The organism is Tistrella mobilis, assembly GCF_039634785.1.
Lineage (GTDB): Bacteria > Pseudomonadota > Alphaproteobacteria > Tistrellales > Tistrellaceae > Tistrella > Tistrella mobilis.
Map to the genome: position 1 here is coordinate 1 of NZ_JBBIAB010000043.1, position 18,131 is coordinate 18,131.

The window sequence follows — 18,131 nt, forward strand, 5'->3', positions numbered from 1 at the left end:
CGAACGGACCTTCGGATGGCTCGGCCGCTGCCGCAGGCTGGCCAAAGACTTCGAGAACCTCTCACGGATGGCTTTGGCATTCCTCCGCCTCGCGATGATCCGGATCATGATGCGCAGAATCACAAGGAGCCGGAAATCATAGATAACTTCTCGGACGGACTCTGAGTGCTGCCGCCCGCGCCAAAAAAAAACCGCGCCGCGGGAGACAAGAACCCGGCAGGCGCGGTGAAGGATCGCACAGGGAAAGTGCGGGCAAGGAGACGACCATGACGAGCCGAAGGTCCGATGACCCGGTCCGTCCCGATGTCTGGATCACATTACCGCCGCACTGCTTAACGAGGCGTGAACTCCCGCAGGATTTTCGCGGGCCCCGACAGAAATCTGCATGATGTGTCGCAGATCGGCGCTCCGCGACGTGCAACGGGTCTGTGTCCTTTTCGGGGCGCGCGTCAGGGTCTTGCGGGTTCTTCTTGCCTGTCTTTCGCCTGCAACAGCAGGTCCCGCGGGGTGATATCCCTCCCGCGGGCGAAAAACATTGCCGGAAGATGTCCACCGGGTGTCAGCGCCGGGGCCTTGGCGGGCCCCGGCGGCCGGCATCCGATCCGTGGCCGGGGTGACCACAAAACGCCACCTGGACCTTCGCCCCCCATCGACCCATATCACTTCAACGACGCGGCGCACGGAACAGAGACCGCAGCCGCCGGAGTGTCATCGGTCAACACAGCCGACGGGGGATGCATCATGTCGCATGTCACCGCAAGTATCGGGAATCTTCCCTACGCCGTCTCGATTTCGACCGGAAACCATCGCCTGGCGTCCGACGAGCCCGTGGTCATGGGCGGGGGTGATCATGGCCCCACACCACACGATCTTCTGTTGTCGGGCCTTGCATCCTGCACGCTGATCACGCTCAAAATGTATGCGCATCACAAGCACTGGCCGCTGCTGGCGCTCGACGTGGAGTTGAGCTTCATCCGCGATGAAGCCGCAGAAGATGCAGTGACGGTGGAGCGGGTGATCACGCTGCACGGGCCGCTTTCCGATGCCGCCCGCGACGAACTCGCCGATCTGGCCGAACGCACGCCGGTCACGCTTCGTCTGAAGCCGGGCCTGCCGATCCACACCATCTTCCGTCAGGCGGCGGCGCCGGCGATGGCGGAAGCCTGAGCCTCCGCCAGCCGGCGCCCCCTGCTTCCGTCATCCCTCGCAGCCGGCGGCCTCAGGCCGCCGCCACCGCCCGCAGGAAGCCGTCCACCGTGCTGCGCAGCCGGGTGGAGCGTTCCGACAGCGTCCGCGCCGTGCTCAACACCTGCGCCGAGCCCGACGCGGTGGCCTCTGCCGCCATGGTCACCCCGCCGATCGTGTCGGTCACCTCCTGGGTGCCGCGGGCGGCCTTGTCGGCATTGCGGCCGATTTCGGCGGTGGCGGCAGACTGCTGCTGCACCGCGGCCGACACCGCGCTCGACATGCCCTGCACCCGGTGCACCACCTCGGCCATCCGGCCCACGGCATCCAGCGCCGCGCCGATGCTGCCATGCATGTGCTCCACCCGGCCGCGGATATCGCCGGTGGCCCGTGCGGTCTGGGTCGCCAGGCCCTTCACTTCCGATGCCACCACGGCAAAGCCCTTGCCGGCCTCTCCGGCGCGCGCCGCCTCGATGGTCGCGTTCAGCGCCAGCAGATTGGTGTGGTTGGCGATCTCTTCGATCAGCGCAATCACCTGGGCGATGTCGTTGCCGGCGCGGTCCAGCTCGCCACCCAGGGTCTTCACGCGCTCGACCTCGCTGCTGGCATCGCTTGCAACGCCACGCGCGGTCTCCATCTGCCGGGCCACTTCCGAAACGGTTGCAGTCAGCTCTTCGGTCGCAGCCGCCACTGCCTGAACATTGGCCGAGGCCTGCCCGGCCGAACTGCCCACGGTGGAAGCCTGGCGCGAGGTCTCTTCCGAGCTCGACGACAGCAGCTGTGCGGTCGCCTCCAGCTCCACGGCCGAACTGCTCATCACCGCCAGCATCTCGGCCACTTCATGGTCGAAATCGCGGATCAGCTGCGCCACCTCGGCGGCGCGGCGTTCGCGGGCCGCCACCTGGGCCGCCTCGGCCTCCAGCAGCCGGCGGCGTTCCTGGGCATTGTCGCGGAAGACCAGCATGGCGCGGGCCACGTCGCCGATTTCGTCGCGGCGATCGGTGCCCTGAACCTCGGCATCCAGATCGTCCGCCGCCAGCCCGTTCAGCCGCCGCACGGTGCGCTGCAGGGGGCGCGCGATGGTTGCGATCGCGATCAGGAAGCCGGCGGCCAGGCCGATCAGCGTGCCGGCGATGGCCGTCGCCACGATCTCCGTCTCGGTTTCGGTGCCCAGCGTCCGGGCCTCGTCGGCAACCGCATGCGCCCGGGCCTCGATATCCTCGACGAGATGTGCCACCTCGTCGGACAGGGCATGGGCGGTGGCGCGGCCCCGCTCCACTTCTTCCACCACCGCCCGCTGGGCGGCGTCGATCTCGCGGCCCTCATGGCTGCGCGCCACCTCCAGGGCGTGACGGACTTCCCCGATATAGGCTTCGAAATGCTGTTCGATCAGCGCGATGCGCGGCAGATCGCCGGGTTCGGCATGATGGGTCATGTCCTCCATCAGCTCGCGGAAGCGCAGCACGCTCTCCTCGATCTCGGCGGTTGCCGCGGCCAGCTCGCGCGGATCGGCCGCCAGCCGGTATTCGGCGCGGCGGATATCGCTGATCGCCTTGGTCGCCAGCGTGCCGTCCAGCACCTCCATCCCCGCTTCTTCAACCCGGGTGGTCGCATCGATGCAGACCACCAGCCCGCGATAAGACACCACCGATATCGCCGCCGTTACGGCCGACATCAGAAGAACGATCGATGCCACCTTGTGGGTCATCTTCAGGTTGGAAACAAATCTGTTCAGCATGGCAGGCGCCGCCGTCTTTTTGTGGGAAGCTGGCGCCAGTATCCCGGTTTCCGTTTAATCAAGTGTAAAAACCGACGTGCGAAATATTGGTGGTGGACGCCTTTTTTACACCAATCATCATGGATGATATATGTGTGCTTTAATCTTCTCAGCCGCGAATCAGTCGCGTGATCACCCGGTCGAGTGTCTGGAGAAAATTGGACCGGTCACGCTGGGTCATCGGCTTCGGGCCCTTCAGCCCGCCCTGATCGGCGCCGGCGCGCAGATCGGCCATCAGCGCCCGCATCGCCAGCGCCTGGCCGATATTGGCCCGGCTGAATTCGCGGCCATCGGGCGCCACCACCGCCGCCCCGGCGTCCAGGCAGCGCGCGGCCAGCTGGATATCGGCGGTGATCACCACATCGCCGGGCGTGACATCGGCGACGATCCGGTCATCCGCGGCATCGAAGCCGTCGCCGACGGTCACCAGTTCCACCCTCGGGTCCTGCGGCACGTTCAGCCAGGCATTGGCCACCACGCGCACCTTCAGCGACAGGCGCTGCGCCACCTTGTAGGTTTCGGCCTTCACCGGGCAGGCATCGGCATCGATATGGATCACGGGTGGGGTCATGGGGCGGCAGTCTGCCCTGATCCGGCCTCGGATGCCAGCGCCGCGGCGCTGGCCGTCTGGCCGCCAGCACTCATCCCCGCACCCGCTCGGTCGCCTCGAACTGGCGGGCGGCATCCAGCAGCACCGGCAGATATTCGCCCTCCAGCATCTCCACGCTCACCCGTGCCGCCTGGGCGCTGACATTCATCGCCGCCACCACCACGCCGGTGCGGTCGTGCAGCGGCACCGCGATCGAGCGCAGCCCCAGCTCCAGTTCCTGGTCGGCGATGGCATAGCCCTGGTCGCGGACCAGGGCCAGCCGGTCGCCCAGGCTTTTCATGTCGCCCAGGCTGTGGGGGGTGCGGGGCTCGAAAGAAATGTCGCGCAGCAGCATGTTGCGCCGGGCCGGCGGCAGGTTGGCCAGCAGCACCTGGCCCATGGATGTGCACCAGGCCGGCAGCCTTGCCCCCACATTCAGGCTGATCGCCAGAATCCGGTGGCGGGCGGCGGCGCGGGCGACATAGATGATGTCGATCCCGTCCAGCACGGCGGCAGAGCAGCTTTCGCCAAGCGTGTCGCTCACCCGGCGCAGCCAGGGCTGGATCGCCTCGGTCATGTCCAGCGACGACAGGTAGGAAAAGCCCAGCTCCAGCACCATGGGCGTCAGTTCGAAATACTTGCCGTCGCTGCGGGCATAGCCCAGCGCCTCCAGCGTCAGCAGAAAGCGGCGGGCGGCCGCACGGGTCAACCCCGTGCGCTCCGCCACCTCGCTCAACGTCTGGCGTGGCGCCTCGGCGCCGAAGGCGCGCACGACACTCAGGCCGCGGGCGAAGGATGCGACGAAATCAGGCGAATCCGGGTCGATCATCGGCCGCTCCGCGACAGCATGGGTGCCGTTCGTGGGGTGAACGTCCCCCATGCTAGGCGAACCACGCCCATCCGTCCATCCGCCTGGTGCGGCCGCATTCCCGGCCGGGCGGCGCAGCCCCCCACCTGATTCAGTTCGGCCCCGGTTCAGAGAGGATCCACCGGCAGGGTCGGGCCGACCCGGGCCTCGATCGCCGCACCTGCATCCAGCATGGTCGCTTCTTCATAGCGGCCGCCGACGATCTGCACGCCCAGCGGCACCCGGCCGGTGCCGTCGGGCGACGGCATGAAGCCCACCGGCACCGACAGCCCGGGCAGGCCCAGAATGGCGGTGGCGTTCAGCGGCGCGAAGGCGTCGATCAGCGGCCGAAGCTCCGCCGCGGGCTTGCGGTCGGCCTCGCGGTCCATCGCCGGTTCCAGCGACACCGGCATCAGGATCAGGGGCGTGTGCTCGAAAAAGGCCAGCCAGTTGCGCAGGATGGCGTTGCGGCGGGCAAGGCCGGCGATGAACCCCGCCAGATCCAGCGTGTTGCCGGCCAGCGCCATGGCGTCGACCATGTTGTTCAGCACCGCATCGCCATAGGTCCGGGCGGTTTCGCGGGTGCCGAACAGGTTCTCGGTGGACAAAAGGTCGAGCCAGAGCTGATGGGCCTCGGCGAAATTGGGCGGGCTCGCCTCCACCACCTCATAGCCGGCTTCGGCGAGCCAGGTGGCCGCCAGGCGCAGCGCATCGGCCACCGGCGGCGTGGTGCCCTCGGGCACGAACAGCGCCACCCGGATGGGGGCCGCATGCCGCCGCGGCCGTTCCGGCACCGGCACCCACCAGGGGTCGCGCGGGTCGCGTGCCGCCATGGCGCCCAGGCCCAGCCGCAGATCCCGGATGCTGCGCGCCAGCGGCCCCTGCACCGCGGCCAGGTTGGAGACGATCATCCGCTCCACCCCCAGCGACGGGTTGAACGCCGCCACCCGGCCCAGCGTCGGCCGGATGCCGGTCACCCCGCAGCAGAAGGCCGGCAGCCGCACCGATCCGCCCAGATCATTGCCATGGGCCAAGGGCCCGATGCCGGCCGCCAGCGCCGCCGCCGCCCCGCCGCTGGACCCGCCGGCGCTGCGGCCGGGGGCGTGGGGGTTCAGCGTCGCCCCGTGCAGCGGGTTGTCGGTGAACCAGCGCATCGACAGGCTCGGCGCATTGGTCCGGCCGAAGGGCACGGCGCCGGCCAGCTTCCAGTTGCGGGAAACCGGCGCATCCTCGGCCGCGATATTGCCGGCCAGCGCCGGCAGGCCGTTGGTGGTGGCGGATCCCGCCAGGTCGATATTGATCTTGATCGTCACCGGCACGCCGTGCAGCGGCCCGGCTTCCTCTCCGGCGGCCAGCGCCGCATCGGCGCGGTCGGCGGCCTTGAAGGCGCTTTCGTCCAGCCGGATCACCACGGCATTGATCCGGCCGTTCACGGCGTCCATCCGCTCGAAACAGGCGGTCAGCGCCTCGCGTGCCGAAATCGCCCGGCTGCGGATGCCGGCCGCGATATCGGTCGCATCCCATTGCCAGAGCGGCGTGGTCGGCAGTGATGTCCCGGTCGTCATGAAGGACCCTCCGGCAGGTTGGGGGAAAGGCGGAAATCAGGGGCTCATCGCCCCGACAATGTGGCACCGCCGGGGGCATCCGTGCCCTCGGTTTCGAAGGCGCGGAGCATGGCGGCCATGGCCCGGGCCTGATCGTCACCGGCGGCGTCGAGCGCGGCGATCACCCCGGCGCGGTCGGCGGCGGTCTTGTCCTGGTTCAGCTTGAACTTGGCCTCGACGCGGTCGAGCGGCATGTCGAGCGCCACGATCCGCTCCAGCCGGGGCAGGATCAGCTCGTCGGGCATGGCCGCGAACGACCAGGGGCCGCCGAGCGGCGTGTCCCAGAGGGCGACGGTGCGGCGGAGCACGGCCAGGATCTCTTCCGGCTCTTCCACCAGAAGCGGCCGGCCGATGCCGTGGATGGCGGCGTAATTCCAGGTCGGGAAGGTCATCCGGTCTTCGTACCAGGATGGCGAGATGAAGGCGTGCGGCCCCTGGAAGATCGCAAGGGCCGGGGTTTCCCCGCCGATGAAATGGCGCCATTGCTCGTTGTTGCGCGCCATATGGCTCACGAGCCGCGGCGGCGCATCCGGGCGCTCGTCCACCAGCATCGGCAGATGCGTGGCGACCGGCCCGTCGGCACCGGTCGAGACCAGGGTTGCGAAGCTCCAGGCCCGCATCGCCTGGTGGATGATCCGGGGCCGCTCTTCCAGATAGGCGGCGGGGGTGTACATCGGCGCTGCCTCCCTCAGTTCAGGCGAAGGGTATGTTTCAGCCAGAGCGCCGTGTCGTCCAGCGCCGCGCCCGCCACTTTCGCCACCGATACCGCTTCAAGGAAGCTGTGCACCGTGCCGGGATAGACTTTCGCACCGACTGCAACCCCGGCCGCGGCCAGGCGGTCGCGCATCTCCAGGTTCTCGTCATAAAGCGGGTCGCATTCGGTGATCACCATCCAGGCCGGCGGCAGGCCGGTCAGATCGGCATCCAGCACGCGCAGCCGCGGGTCGAAGCGCTGCTCGGGGTCCGACACGTAATTCATCAGGAACCAGAGCATCATATGGGTGGTGAGCAGATAGTTGCCGCCGCCCCAGCGCAGCACCGACGGGCTGACCAGATCCATCGAGAACCCGCCGTAATTCAGCACCATGGCGGCGACGGGCGCCTCGCCGGCATCGCGGAAGGTCAGGCAGGCCGAGACGGTGAGGTTGCCGCCGGCCGAATCGCCGCCAAGCGCGATCCGGTCCGGATCGAGGCCGAATTCGGCCGCGCGGGCATGGATGGCGCGCACGACATCCACCACCTCCTGCGGCGCCTGCGGGAAACGGGCTTCCGGCGCCAGGGAATAGTCGATGCCGATCACCACCATCCGGGCGCGGGCGGCATATTCGCGCATCAGCCGGTCATGGGTGTCCAGGCTGAACAGCACGAAACCGCCGCCATGGATATAGATCAGCGCCGGTGCCGGCGCCGCCAGCCCTTCGGGGCGATGGAAACGGATCCGGACCGGGCCGTGGCGGGTCGGGATCATATGGTCTTCGCGGCTTGCCATCACCGGCCCGCCCTCGGTCCAGGGCTGGCGGACGATTTCCGCCACCCGCCGCGCCTCGGGCGGGGTCAGCTGTTCGCGGGGCGGGTGGGCCGAGGCGTCGGCGATCATCCGGCGGACGAAGATCGCGATCTCGGGGTCGAGCACGTCGTATGGAGAGGCGGTCATGAGCGTACCTGTCAAGCGGGGGCGGGCGCGTCCGATGCCGCCCCGTGACGGGCGGCGAAGATCGCGCGGCCGGGAATGGCGGCCAGAAGATCGCGGGTATAGTCGTGGGCGGGGTTCGCGAACAGCGCCGCGGTCGGGCCCTGTTCGACGATGCGGCCATGGCGCATCACGATGGTGTGGTCCGACACCTCGGCGGCGACGCGGAGGTCGTGGGTGATGAAGATCATGGCGAGGCCGAGCTCGCGTTTCAGATCGGCGAGCAGGGCCAGGATCTGCGCCTGCACCGAGACATCCAGCGCCGAGACCGCCTCGTCGGCGACCAGGATCGCCGGCTCCGGCGCCAGCGCCCGGGCGATGCAGATCCGCTGGCGCTGCCCGCCCGAGAATTCATGCGGATAGCGCGCCGCCGCCGAGGCGTCGAGCCCCACCCGTTCCAGCAGCCGGGCGGCGATCGCCATCGCCTCGGCCCTGGGCGTGCCGAAGGCGATCGGCCCGCGGGCGATGGCATCGCCCACCCTGTGGCGCGGGTTGAGCGAGGCGAAGGGGTCCTGGAACACCATCTGCACCCGGCGGCGATAGGTTTTGAGCGCGGCCCCGCCCAGCCCGGCGACATTCCGGCCCTCGAACAGGATTTCGCCGCCATCGGGGCGGGTCAGCGCCATCACCATCCGGGCCAGCGTCGACTTGCCCGAGCCGCTTTCCCCCACCACCGCCAGGCTTTCGCCGGCCCGCAGCGCCACCGTGACATCGTCGGTGGCGTTCACCACCCGCCGGCTGCGAAAGCCGGTGCGGCTGGTATACTGCTTCCGAAGGTTGTTGAGTTCCAGAATGACCGGAGTTTTGGTTGTGGCATCGGCCACGGGCTTCGGGCCGGCGCGGCCGGGTACCGCCTCGATCAGGCTGCGGGTATAGGCATGGGAGGGCCGGGCCAGCACCGTGCGGCCGGGGCCCGCCTCCACGACCCTGCCATGGCGCATCACCACCACCCGGTCGGCGATGTCGGCGACGACGCCGAAATCATGGGTGATGAACAGCACCCCCATGCCCCGCGCCTTCTGCTGGGCGCGGATCAGGTCCAGGATCTGGCGCTGGGTGGTGACGTCGAGTGCGGTGGTCGGCTCGTCCGCCACCAGCAGCGCCGGATCATTGGCCAGCGCCATGGCGATCATCACCCGCTGGCGCTGGCCGCCCGACAGCTGAAAGGGGAAGCGCCGGCCGATGGTCTCGGGGTCGGGCAGGCCGACCCCGGCAAACAGCTCCGCCACCCGCCTGCGGCGGCCTTCGCGGTCGAGGCGGCCATGGATCGCCATGGCCTCCGCCACCTGATCGCCGACCCGGGTCAACGGGTTCAGCGCGCTCAACGGCTCCTGAAAGATCATGCCGATATCGGCGCCGCGGATCCGGCGCAGCGCCGCCTCGTCCAGGCGGCCGATATCGTTGTCCTGAAACCGGATCTCGCCGCCGGCCAGCCGCACCCGGGGCGGCAGCAGGCCCAGCACCGCATGGGCGGTCATCGATTTGCCCGAGCCGCTTTCGCCCACCAGGCAGACGATTTCATCGGCCGCGACCGACAGCCAGACCCCATCCACGGCCCGTGCCCGGTCGCCGCCCCGGGGCAGGGCGATGGAAAGATCGCGAATGTCGAGGAGGGAGGTTCCTGTCACCGTCACTGTCCTCCTGCGGTTCCGCGGGCGCGGGAGATGCGCGGGTTCAGCGCGTCGTTCAGCGCCTCGCCCACCAGGTTGACCGCCACCACCGTCAGCAGGATGGCGAGGCCGGGAAAGACGCTGGTCCACCAGGCCTGGCGGATCACGGTGCGGGCGGAACCGACCATGAACCCCCAGGACATGTCGTTCGGATCGCCCAGCCCCAGGAAGGACAGCGCGCTTTCGATCAGGATCGCGGTCGCCACCGTCAGCGAGGTCGCAACCACGATCGGCGAGGCGGCATTGGGCAGAATGTGGCGGATGATGATCGCCAGCGCACTTTCCCCCTGGCAGCGGGCGGCATGGACGAAATCGCGGGTGGCGATGCTCATGAACTCGGCCCGGGTCAGCCGGGCGAGCGGCGGCCAGCTGACCACCGCGATCGAAAAGATCACCGTCTCCATGCCGGGCGAGAGGATCGCGACCAGCAGGATGGCGAGCACGAAGCCCGGAATGGTCTGGAACAGTTCGGTGATCCGCATCAGCACATCGTCGACCAGCCCGCCGAAATAGCCGGCGGCCGCACCCACGATCACCCCGATGCCGGCGGCCGAGACGGCCGAGGCGATGCCGATGATCAGCGACACCCGCGCCCCCCAGGCGATGCCGGCGGCAACGTCGCGGCCCAGCGTGTCCGAGCCGAAGATCAGCCCCTCGGACAGCGGCGGCTCGAAGGGGGCGCCGACCATTTCCCAGGGATCGACCGGAAACAGCAGCGGCGCGCCAAGGGCAAGCCCCGCCACCAGCGCCAGCAGCACCGCACCGGTGATCCCGCTCGGGTGACGGAAGAAGGCGGAGAAGAAGGCCCGCATGGGTCTGCACATCCTGATCTGGTGTGGCGGTCAGCCGGCCCGGGCCAGCCGCGGATCGATGATCCGGGTGATCAGATCGGTCAGCAGGTTGATCGCGATCACCAGCACCGACATGACCAGAAAGATCCCGAGCAGCACCGGATAGTCGCGCTGCATCACCGCATCGAAGGTGAGCCGGCCGAGGCCGGGCCAGGCGAAGACCGTCTCCACCACCACCGAGCCGCCGATCAGCGCGCCGGCCTGGACACCGGCGAAGGTGATCACCGGCAGCAAGGCGTTGCGCAGCATGTGGTGGCGGATGATCCGGCCGCGCGACGCCCCCTTGGCCCGGGCGGTCTTCACGTAATCCTGGTGCTCCACCTCGATGATCGAGGCCCGCATCAGCCGGGCGTAGATCGCGAGATAGATGGCCGCCAGCGTGGTCACCGGCAGGATCATATGGGTCGCGACATCCAGCACCAGATCGATGCCGGTGAGGTTGGGGCCGATGGTCGCGAAGCCGAAGGCCGGCAGCCAGCCCAGCTGAACCGAGAAGATCAGCACCAGCATCAGCCCCAGCCAGAAGACCGGCATGGCATAGAACAGCAGCGCCAGGACCGAGATCACCGTGTCGGTCCAGCGCCCGGCGCGCATGCCGGCCAGCGTGCCGAGCAGGCTGCCGATGGCCAGCGCCAGCAGGAAGGCGGTCACCGTCAGCAGCAGGGTGGCGGGCAGGCGTTCGCCGATCAGCACCGAAACCGGCTGGCGCTGACGGTAGGAATAGCCGAGGTCGAAGCTCGCCACCCTGGCCAGATAGTCGGTCAGCTGAACATGAAGCGGCTGGTCCAGCCCGTATTCGGCCCGGATCTGGGCGATCAGCTTTTCGTCGGATGCGCCCGACTGGCCGGCGATCACCGCCGCCGGGTCGCCGGGGGCGGCATGGACCAGCAGGAAGTTGAAGGTCGCGATGATCAGGATCATCACCGCGATCTTCACCAGCCGGGCCGCCGCCGCCGCGATGGCCTGGTACATGCTCAGCCCTCGTACCAGGCCTGATCGAAATCGTCGTTCACGCCGATGGCCGAGACCACCAGATCGTGGAAGCGCTTGTCGTACATGGTCGGGAAGTCGAGTTCGACCAGCCAGCCGACCGGCACCTCTTCGACCAGCAGGCGCTGAACCTCGGAATAGAGCGCCTGGCGCTTCGCCGGGTCGACCGCGATCGCCGCTTCGGCGAACAACTCGTCGACCTTGGGATTGCTGTAGCCCGAAGTGTTGGAGAACAGCACGCCCTTGCGGATGTTCGACGAGACATAGGTCCGCGACACGCCGAGCGCCGGGTCGCCGAACTGGTAGAGCCAGGGGGCGGAGACCTCGAAATCCCAGTTGCCGACCCGGGTCGCCCAGCCGGCGACGTCGATCGCCTCCAGCACCACCTCGATGCCCACCTTCGACAGGGCCTGGCGGATGTATTCGGCGAAGCGCATCCAGACCTCGCCATAGGGCGGGACCAGATAGCTGATCTTCGCGCGCTTGCCGTCGGCGCCGGGCTTCAGCCCCATTTCGTCGAGCAGGGCGATCGCCTTGGCCGGGTTGAAGTCGTAGATCTTGACCTTGGGGTCGTAGAATTTCGTCGCCTTCGACATCGGCCCCGTCGCCGGCCGGGCCAGGCCGAACAGCACCTTGCGGACCAGGAAGTCCTTGTCGATGGCGTGCATCACCGCCTGGCGGAAACGCTTGTCGTCCATCGGCTTGATGCGGTTGTTGAACTCCAGCCAGAGCAGCGGTGCGTAGAATTCATAGCCCTTGGTGGTGAACGCCACATGCGGCAGCTGCTTCAGCCGCGGCACGTCGAACATCTCGACATCGCCCCATTGGGTGAGATCGACGGTGCCGTTCTCCAGCGCCAGCGCGCGCGAGGCGGCATCGGGCACGATCCGGTAGATGATTTCGTCCAGATAGGGCTGGCCGGGCTTGTAGTAGTCGTCATTGCGCACCAGCCGGATATGCGAGCCGCGCTCCCATTCCGCGAACTTCCAGGGGCCGGTGCCGATCGGCTTCGCGTTGTGCGGGTTGTTGCGATAGTCGGTGCCCTCGTAGAGATGCTTCGGCATGATCGGGCAGGACGACATTTCGAAGCATTGCAGGAAGGGCCCGAAGGGCTCCTTCAGCTTAAAGACCACGGTATGGGCGTCGGCGGCGGTGATGCTTTCGCAGCGGGCGAAGTTGCCGCGCGCCCGGGCATGGGTTTCGGGCAGGATCTTCGTGGTCGAGAACACCACATCCTCGGCGGTGAAGGGCGTGCCGTCATGCCACTTCACCGTCTCTTCCAGATGGAAGGTATAGGTCAGGCCGTCGTCCGACATCTCCCAGCTCTTCGCCAGGCCGGGGCGCGGCGACTGGTCGAAATTGAACTTCAGCAGGCTCTGATAGATCTTGCCGGCGACGGTGAGCGTCGGCGCCTGCTGGTTGATCGCCGCCACCAGAACCGGCGGTTCGGGCTGGATGATCACGTCCAGCGTGCCGCCCCGGCTCTGGCCGGCGGCACGGCGGATGCCCAGCGGAATGCCGGTCGATCCCACGATCCCGGCCATCAGCATCAGTTTGTTGAAGTCGCGACGGTTCATGGCGAGCCCTGACTCCCTTGATTTGTATCCCGCATGCATCGGCGCGCCGGTTCTCCGGCGTCGCCATGGCCTCCCCGGCCTTGTTGATGCCCCGCAAGGGGGCCTTGTCGTCGTCAAGTGTAGGGCCCGGCCGCCCTGGCCCGCGTCGCGGCATGGGCCATCTTTCGTCGCGTCCGGGCCAAATCCGGTCGGATGCCGCCGGTCAGTAGCCGCGGCCCCGCTCCACCGGGTTGAGCGGCGGACGCCCGCATGCGGTCCGCCACGCATTCTCGACGATCTGGCCGATCACCGCCCCGTCGCTGGCGATCGCCGCCATATGCGGCGTCACCAGCACGCGCGGATGGGTCCAGAGCGGATGGGCCGGGTCCAGCGGTTCGGCGGCGAAGACGTCGAGCACGGCGCCGCGCAGATGGCCGCTGTCCAGCGCCGCGATCAGATCTTCGGGCACCAGATGTTCGCCGCGGCCGACATTGATCACGGCGGCGCCCCGGGGCAGTTTCGCGAAGGTGGCAGCCCCCAGAATGCCGCGGGTCCGGGGCGTCAGCGGCAGCAGGTTGACCAGGATCTCGCTCTCGGCCAGCAGGGCGTCCAGCCCCTCGGGCCCGTGATGGCCGGCGATGCCCGGCAGGCTGCGCGGGCTGCGCGACCAGCCGGCGACGGCGAACCCCTGTGCGGACAGCGCCCGCGCCACCCGGCCGCCGATTTCGCCCAGCCCCAGCACGCCGATGCGGCGGTCGGCGGCGGCCTGCTGCGGCGGGCGCTGCCAGATGATCGCCGGGCGGTCGCGCAGCACCACCTGGTCCAGGCCGCGATGGAACCAGAGCACCGACCAGAGCACGAATTCGCTCATCGCCGCCGGCAGGCTGTCGTCCACGATCCGCGCCACCGGCAGGGCGGGGTCCAGCCCGGCATCGTTCAGCACGCCGTCGACGCCGGCGGCGATCGACTGGACCAGTTTCAGCTTCGGCATGGTGCCGAGCAGCCCGGCGGGCGGCCGCCAGCAGACCGCGATTTCGGCCTCGGCGCCGTCATCCTCGGGCCAGACGGTGATGTCGAGCCGCGGGTCTGCCGCCAGCAGCGGCGCCTTCATGAAGCCGAGGTCGAGGATGCCGCCGATCAGGATCAGTTTGGGCATGGATGCTCCCGCATGTGGTCGTCCTTCCGGGCGCCGGTTGCATCCGGCGCCGTCCCGAAGGATACTGACCGCACATCCGACCTCCGCCGGGTCCCGGGCCATTTATCGTCGAGGATGGGCCATATGCTCGGACATGCCGGATCTTCGGCTTTCGACACGGCGGCGGATCTGCCGTCGCCCGAACCCTATGTCACCGGGATCGTCGGCCATCTGGCCGCGCGGTCGGCGGCCGAACGCCTGCAGGCGATCGACCGGCCGGTGGTCGGCATGGCGGCGGACTTCGCCGCCGGCAATGTCGGCAGCCATCACGATCACCCGCGCGGGCAGATCGAATACGCGCTGACCGGGGTGATGACCGCGATCACCGATCACGGCACCTGGGTGGTGCCGCCGCGCACCGCACTCTGGATACCGGCCCACACCATGCACCAGGTGCGCAATTGGGGGCCGCTCACCCTGCGCACGCTGTATCTCGACATGGAGGTCTGCGGCGCGCTGCCGGCCGAATGCCGGGTGTTCCGGGTGTCGGAGCTTCTGCACGCCCTGATCGTGGAAATGGTCGCCGCCCCGCATGAATATGATCTGGCCGGCCGCGAGGCACGGATCGCCGAGCTGCTGATCGGTGAACTGGCGCGCATGCCCGATGTCCACCTGCACGCCCCCATGCCCCAGGACCGGCGCCTGGCGCGCATCTGCCGCGCGGTGCTGAAAGACCCCGCCGCCGAACACGATCTGGACCACTGGGCGGCGGTGGGCGGCATGGCCCGACGCACCCTGACCCGCCAGTTCCGCCGCGAAACCGGGCTCACCTTCGCCGAATGGCGCCAGCAGATCCGCCTGCTCGAAGCCCTGCCGCGCCTCGCCTCGGGCGAAACGGTCACCAACGTCGCGCTCGACCTCGGCTATGACAGCCCCAGCGCCTTCACCGCCATGTTCCGCCGCATCCTGGGCGCCAGCCCGCGCGACTACCTCCGCACCACGGCGGAAGGCGGGCGGGCGGTGGGGTGAACCTGACGGAGGGGCGCCCGGCATGACCGGACGACGGCGCCCGGCGTCCCTGTCCGGTCCCCCCTTGGCCGACCTCCGCACACCCTCTCTACCGTCATCCCCGCGCAGGCGCATAGGCGCTAACCTAACCTCTTGCCATCCGTCCAAATCTATGATTCTACAGGCGTCATGAGCGACGCAAAGACCATGATAGAAGTGGACGACTGGTCGGTCCTTGCCGATCGCCTGTCCCTTGGGCGTGATCTGACGGACTGGGCTCGGAGTGCGGGTGCCTTCGAGCGGTCGCGGCGGATCCGGGATGGAGAAACGCTGCTGAGGCTGGTTCTGGCCTGGGCTGTGGGCGGGAAGTCGTTGCGGCAGGTTGCGTTGTGGGCGGCTTCGGAAGGCATGGTGGATCTGACCGATGAAGCGCTGGTGAAGCGATTCGGCAAATGCGGCCCCTGGCTGGCCGAGATGATGGCCGCTCGGCTGGATATTCCGTTGTCTCAGGAGGTTAACCGTCAGATGGCTCCCGGGATGGGGCGGCAGCTGCGGATCATCGATGGCAGCACGATTGGTGCGCCGGGGGCGTGCAAACCCGTCTGGCGCCTGCTGTTGAGCTTCGATCCGGCGGCACAGCGCACACTCGGCGCCGAGGTGGTTCCGGCAAGCTGCGGTGAACTCGCTTTGTGCGAACGTGCCGTGGCCGGGGACGTGGTGATTGCCGACCGCAACTTCGCACGTCCGGAATCGCTTCTGGCAATCGTGCGGCGCGAGGCTGATTTCGTCGCTCGTCTCGGCAGTCGATCCGTGCGTCTGATTGATGCCAACGGCCAGATCGTAAAACTCGCCGACCTCTGCCGAACCGCATCGAAACGCGGGCCGATCGATCGCCTGTTTCGCCTCGCTCATGGCCGTCGGAAAGACTGGCAGCCCTTGCCGGTCCGCCTGATCATCCGCCCGATGCCGAACGCTCTCGCATGGCGAAACCGACAGAAGCTCGCCCGCGCCGGACAACGCGAGGGCTATACACCAAGTACCGATGCCGAAGCCATCGCCGGCTGCCTCGTCCTCCTCACCACCCTCACAGCCGAAACCGCCGATGATGTCCAGGCACTTTATCGTCTGCGCTGGCAGGTCGAACTCGCCTTCAAGAGGCTCAAATCCTTGGGACATCTCGATCGTCTTCCCGCAAGAAGCGTACCTCTTGCACATACCTGGCTCATGGCAAACCTGCTCAGCGCCCTGATGGTCGAGGACGTCACACGTGACATCCTCGACTCCCCCCCCCTCTGCTCCCACATCCGACGCCGCGCCCAATGTCGATCTGGCAAATCACGGCTGATCTCCTTCATCGCTTCCGGTCCGCGATCTTCGGATCCAACCGGATCCGTCATCTCATCAACCGGTCTCCCCGCCTCTTCAGACATCTGGCCGATGCACCCAGGAAGAGGCGGCGGCAGATTGAGGTGTTCGTAAGTTAGCGTCTATGCGCGCAGGCGGGGATCCACCTTCACGGCCTCGAAGGCCGGTCCGCCGCCGCCGCGCGGCTCTCTTCCCCCTCCCCCGTCATCCCCGCGAAAGGCAACTGTCAGCCCTCACGCCGGACGGATGGGCGGGGCCCATGGAATCTCTCTTGCAATCATGATGTTAATCGTGATCGCGATCTTGCGCATAAGGGCGGTGAGCGCCACCTTGCCAGGCTTTCCGTTGCGGACGAGGCCGTCGTAAAAGGCCTTCCAGGTGGGGTTGTAGCGCAGGGCGCAAAGTGCAGCCATGTAGAGAGCCGAGCGTGCATGTCGTCTTCCAGCCTTGATATGGCGTCGATTGTCCGTTCGCCCGGAGCGGTCAAGATAAGGCGCAACACCGATCAATGCCGTGATCTTGCGGCTGGAGATGGCGCCCCATTCGGGCACGCAGGCGAGCAGCGTGGTGGTCAGTGTTGTTCCGATGCCGGGGATGGACGAGATGAGGTCATGGCGGCGGGCAAGCCGGGCGTCAGCGCGGACCACCTGCCGGATGCGGGCGTCGATCTCCCGCAGATCGGCCTCGGCCTGTTTCAGACGGCGCTGATGCAGGTCGCGCACCGCCCCGGAGACCCGGTCGCGCTGGGCCTTGAGCCTGGTCAGGCACCGCACGATGTCGCGGCGGTAGCTTTCGAGTTCGGCAAGCCGCCGGTCTTCCGGACGCGGCGGCACGATCTCCGCCGACACGGTGCCGGCAAAGCGCGCGATGAGTGCCGCGTCGATCGGATCATCCTTGGCCAGCGTGCCGCAGGCCTGACCGAAACGGCGCACCTGCAGCGCCTGTCACCTGGAACGATGTGGACATCCAGCCGGTCTTTCGACACGTCGATGCCGACGATCGGACGATCCTGTGGCATGATTTCTCCCTTTCCCAAGCTTGTTGGCGGGCTCTTGGCCCATGCAACTGTGCGGGCTTGTGGAAGGGCGATCGGGGCCATCCTTTCGCGCGTGTTCTGCACTGCGGGGATCTCGGCCTCCCGATCGCCGGGCCCGGGGGGTGGCCACCCCCCGGGCCCGCTTTCATTATGCACGGCTTCGTCCAACAGGCGGGGATCCAGGTTCGTCCCCGCCCAAAGAACGCCGAACACCGCGGATCCGCCTGCTTGAAGCCCTGCCGCGCCTCGCCTCGGGCGAAACGGTGACCAACGTCGCGCTCGACCTCGGCTATGACAGTCCCAGCGCCTTCACCGCCATGTTCCGCCGCATCCTGGGCGCCAGCCCGCGCGAATACCTCCGCATCACGGCGGAAGGCGGGCGGGCGGTGAGGTGAGGGGATAGGTGATGTTTCTTCATTCCCTTGGTGTATCAGCGGCGCGGGACGTCACCACCTGAACGGCCCTCCAGCGAGGTTAGGCAAGACACTGGCCCTGCAAGGGGAGTGCATAACACTTCAATAGTGCTGTCATATTTTACCAACGTAATAACCATCCGCAGCTGAAACTCACTCGCATAAGCAGAACACATTTGACCACATGACTGTGCGGAGGTAACAGCGATGAGTACAAATGTATTCGTAATGTGGATACACGAGTAGGAGTGCCGGGGAAATCTCAGGGCTCTTTATTTAACTCAGAGAATACACTAGTACTACAGTTGCATATTATATCTTTCGCCCGATGCGAAATGGCCGCAACCGCTTGATGTGACTGCCGCCACCGAAACCATGCCCAGACGTCCCCTGCGTGGTGTTGTGTCGCGAACAG

Annotated in this window: 15 protein-coding genes and 2 pseudogenes; 5 read left to right on the plus strand and 12 right to left on the minus strand. The window is 67.6% G+C overall.

What is annotated here, in order from left to right; genetic code table 11:
• A pseudogene (locus WI697_RS26855) lies at positions 1 to 142 on the plus strand (IS5/IS1182 family transposase); the annotation flags it as partial.
• A gap of 599 nt (positions 143 to 741) precedes the next feature.
• Positions 742 to 1,167, plus strand: a complete 426-nt coding sequence (locus tag WI697_RS26860; RefSeq protein ID WP_296711494.1) for an OsmC family protein — start codon at positions 742 to 744, stop codon at positions 1,165 to 1,167.
• 52 nt (positions 1,168 to 1,219) lie between these two features.
• Here WI697_RS26860 and WI697_RS26865 read toward each other — a convergent pair whose 3' ends face one another.
• The 11 genes from WI697_RS26865 to WI697_RS26915 all read right to left on the minus strand — a co-directional run bounded on the left by WI697_RS26865 (position 1,220) and on the right by WI697_RS26915 (position 13,915).
• Positions 1,220 to 2,923, minus strand: coding sequence for a methyl-accepting chemotaxis protein (locus WI697_RS26865; RefSeq protein WP_345960623.1), 1,704 nt, complete (start codon positions 2,921 to 2,923; stop codon positions 1,220 to 1,222).
• A 148-nt stretch (positions 2,924 to 3,071) separates the two neighbouring features.
• Entirely contained in the window at positions 3,072 to 3,533 is a 462-nt protein-coding gene (locus WI697_RS26870) for a YaiI/YqxD family protein (protein ID WP_062762106.1), read from the minus strand.
• A gap of 70 nt (positions 3,534 to 3,603) precedes the next feature.
• Entirely contained in the window at positions 3,604 to 4,380 is a 777-nt protein-coding gene (locus WI697_RS26875; RefSeq protein ID WP_014753021.1) for an IclR family transcriptional regulator domain-containing protein, read from the minus strand.
• Between the two features lie 146 nt (positions 4,381 to 4,526).
• Positions 4,527 to 5,963, minus strand: a complete 1,437-nt coding sequence (locus tag WI697_RS26880) for an amidase (protein ID WP_345960624.1) — start codon at positions 5,961 to 5,963, stop codon at positions 4,527 to 4,529.
• Positions 5,964 to 6,007: 44 nt separating this feature from the next.
• Positions 6,008 to 6,676 (minus strand): FMN-binding negative transcriptional regulator, encoded by a 669-nt coding sequence (locus WI697_RS26885; RefSeq protein ID WP_345960625.1) that lies wholly within the window; start codon positions 6,674 to 6,676, stop codon positions 6,008 to 6,010.
• A 14-nt stretch (positions 6,677 to 6,690) separates the two neighbouring features.
• On the minus strand, positions 6,691 to 7,656 hold the full coding sequence (locus WI697_RS26890; RefSeq protein ID WP_345960626.1) for an alpha/beta hydrolase fold domain-containing protein: 966 nt from the start codon (positions 7,654 to 7,656) through the stop codon (positions 6,691 to 6,693).
• Positions 7,657 to 7,667: 11 nt separating this feature from the next.
• Positions 7,668 to 9,320, minus strand: a complete 1,653-nt coding sequence (locus WI697_RS26895; protein WP_345960627.1) for an ABC transporter ATP-binding protein — start codon at positions 9,318 to 9,320, stop codon at positions 7,668 to 7,670.
• 2 nt (positions 9,321 to 9,322) lie between these two features.
• The gene (locus WI697_RS26900; protein WP_345960628.1) at positions 9,323 to 10,174 is read right to left on the minus strand and encodes an ABC transporter permease; all 852 of its coding nucleotides are present in this window, start codon (positions 10,172 to 10,174) and stop codon (positions 9,323 to 9,325) included.
• A gap of 30 nt (positions 10,175 to 10,204) precedes the next feature.
• Positions 10,205 to 11,185 carry an ABC transporter permease gene (locus WI697_RS26905; RefSeq protein WP_345960629.1) on the minus strand — a complete coding sequence of 327 codons (981 nt, stop codon included), beginning with the start codon at positions 11,183 to 11,185 and terminating at the stop codon, positions 10,205 to 10,207.
• Between the two features lie 2 nt (positions 11,186 to 11,187).
• Positions 11,188 to 12,780, minus strand: a complete 1,593-nt coding sequence (locus WI697_RS26910) for an ABC transporter substrate-binding protein (protein WP_345960631.1) — start codon at positions 12,778 to 12,780, stop codon at positions 11,188 to 11,190.
• A 202-nt stretch (positions 12,781 to 12,982) separates the two neighbouring features.
• A complete protein-coding gene (locus WI697_RS26915; protein WP_062762093.1) occupies positions 12,983 to 13,915 on the minus strand; it encodes a 2-hydroxyacid dehydrogenase in 933 nt (310 codons plus the stop codon).
• 123 nt (positions 13,916 to 14,038) lie between these two features.
• On the opposite strand from WI697_RS26915, the gene WI697_RS26920 reads away from it, so the two are divergent.
• Positions 14,039 to 14,923, plus strand: coding sequence for a helix-turn-helix transcriptional regulator (locus WI697_RS26920; protein WP_345960632.1), 885 nt, complete (start codon positions 14,039 to 14,041; stop codon positions 14,921 to 14,923).
• Positions 14,924 to 15,091: 168 nt separating this feature from the next.
• On the plus strand, positions 15,092 to 16,381 hold the full coding sequence (locus WI697_RS26925) for a transposase (protein WP_385999186.1): 1,290 nt from the start codon (positions 15,092 to 15,094) through the stop codon (positions 16,379 to 16,381).
• Positions 16,382 to 16,500: 119 nt separating this feature from the next.
• Here the strand turns inward: WI697_RS26925 and WI697_RS26930 are convergent, their stop codons facing one another.
• Positions 16,501 to 17,199 carry a transposase gene (locus WI697_RS26930; protein WP_345960633.1) on the minus strand — a complete coding sequence of 233 codons (699 nt, stop codon included), beginning with the start codon at positions 17,197 to 17,199 and terminating at the stop codon, positions 16,501 to 16,503.
• Between the two features lie 325 nt (positions 17,200 to 17,524).
• On the opposite strand from WI697_RS26930, the pseudogene WI697_RS26935 reads away from it, so the two are divergent.
• Positions 17,525 to 17,698, plus strand: a pseudogene (locus tag WI697_RS26935) (helix-turn-helix domain-containing protein); the annotation flags it as partial.
• Between the last annotated feature and the right edge of the window lie 433 nt (positions 17,699 to 18,131).

Bases quoted from the DNA above. Each gene is read 5' to 3' on its own strand.
- WI697_RS26880 (WP_345960624.1), bottom strand. From the start codon at position 5,963: ATGACGACCGGGACATCACTGCCGACCACGCCGCTCTGGCAATGGGAT.
- WI697_RS26925 (WP_385999186.1), top strand. From the start codon at position 15,092: ATGAGCGACGCAAAGACCATGATAGAAGTGGACGACTGGTCGGTCCTT.
- WI697_RS26870 (WP_062762106.1), bottom strand. From the start codon at position 3,533: ATGACCCCACCCGTGATCCATATCGATGCCGATGCCTGCCCGGTGAAG.
- WI697_RS26905 (WP_345960629.1), bottom strand. From the start codon at position 11,185: ATGTACCAGGCCATCGCGGCGGCGGCGGCCCGGCTGGTGAAGATCGCG.
- WI697_RS26920 (WP_345960632.1), top strand. From the start codon at position 14,039: ATGCTCGGACATGCCGGATCTTCGGCTTTCGACACGGCGGCGGATCTG.
- WI697_RS26910 (WP_345960631.1), bottom strand. From the start codon at position 12,780: ATGAACCGTCGCGACTTCAACAAACTGATGCTGATGGCCGGGATCGTG.
- WI697_RS26875 (WP_014753021.1), bottom strand. From the start codon at position 4,380: ATGATCGACCCGGATTCGCCTGATTTCGTCGCATCCTTCGCCCGCGGC.
- WI697_RS26915 (WP_062762093.1), bottom strand. From the start codon at position 13,915: ATGCCCAAACTGATCCTGATCGGCGGCATCCTCGACCTCGGCTTCATG.
- WI697_RS26865 (WP_345960623.1), bottom strand. From the start codon at position 2,923: ATGCTGAACAGATTTGTTTCCAACCTGAAGATGACCCACAAGGTGGCA.
- WI697_RS26900 (WP_345960628.1), bottom strand. From the start codon at position 10,174: ATGCGGGCCTTCTTCTCCGCCTTCTTCCGTCACCCGAGCGGGATCACC.
- WI697_RS26860 (WP_296711494.1), top strand. From the start codon at position 742: ATGTCGCATGTCACCGCAAGTATCGGGAATCTTCCCTACGCCGTCTCG.
- WI697_RS26885 (WP_345960625.1), bottom strand. From the start codon at position 6,676: ATGTACACCCCCGCCGCCTATCTGGAAGAGCGGCCCCGGATCATCCAC.
- WI697_RS26890 (WP_345960626.1), bottom strand. From the start codon at position 7,656: ATGACCGCCTCTCCATACGACGTGCTCGACCCCGAGATCGCGATCTTC.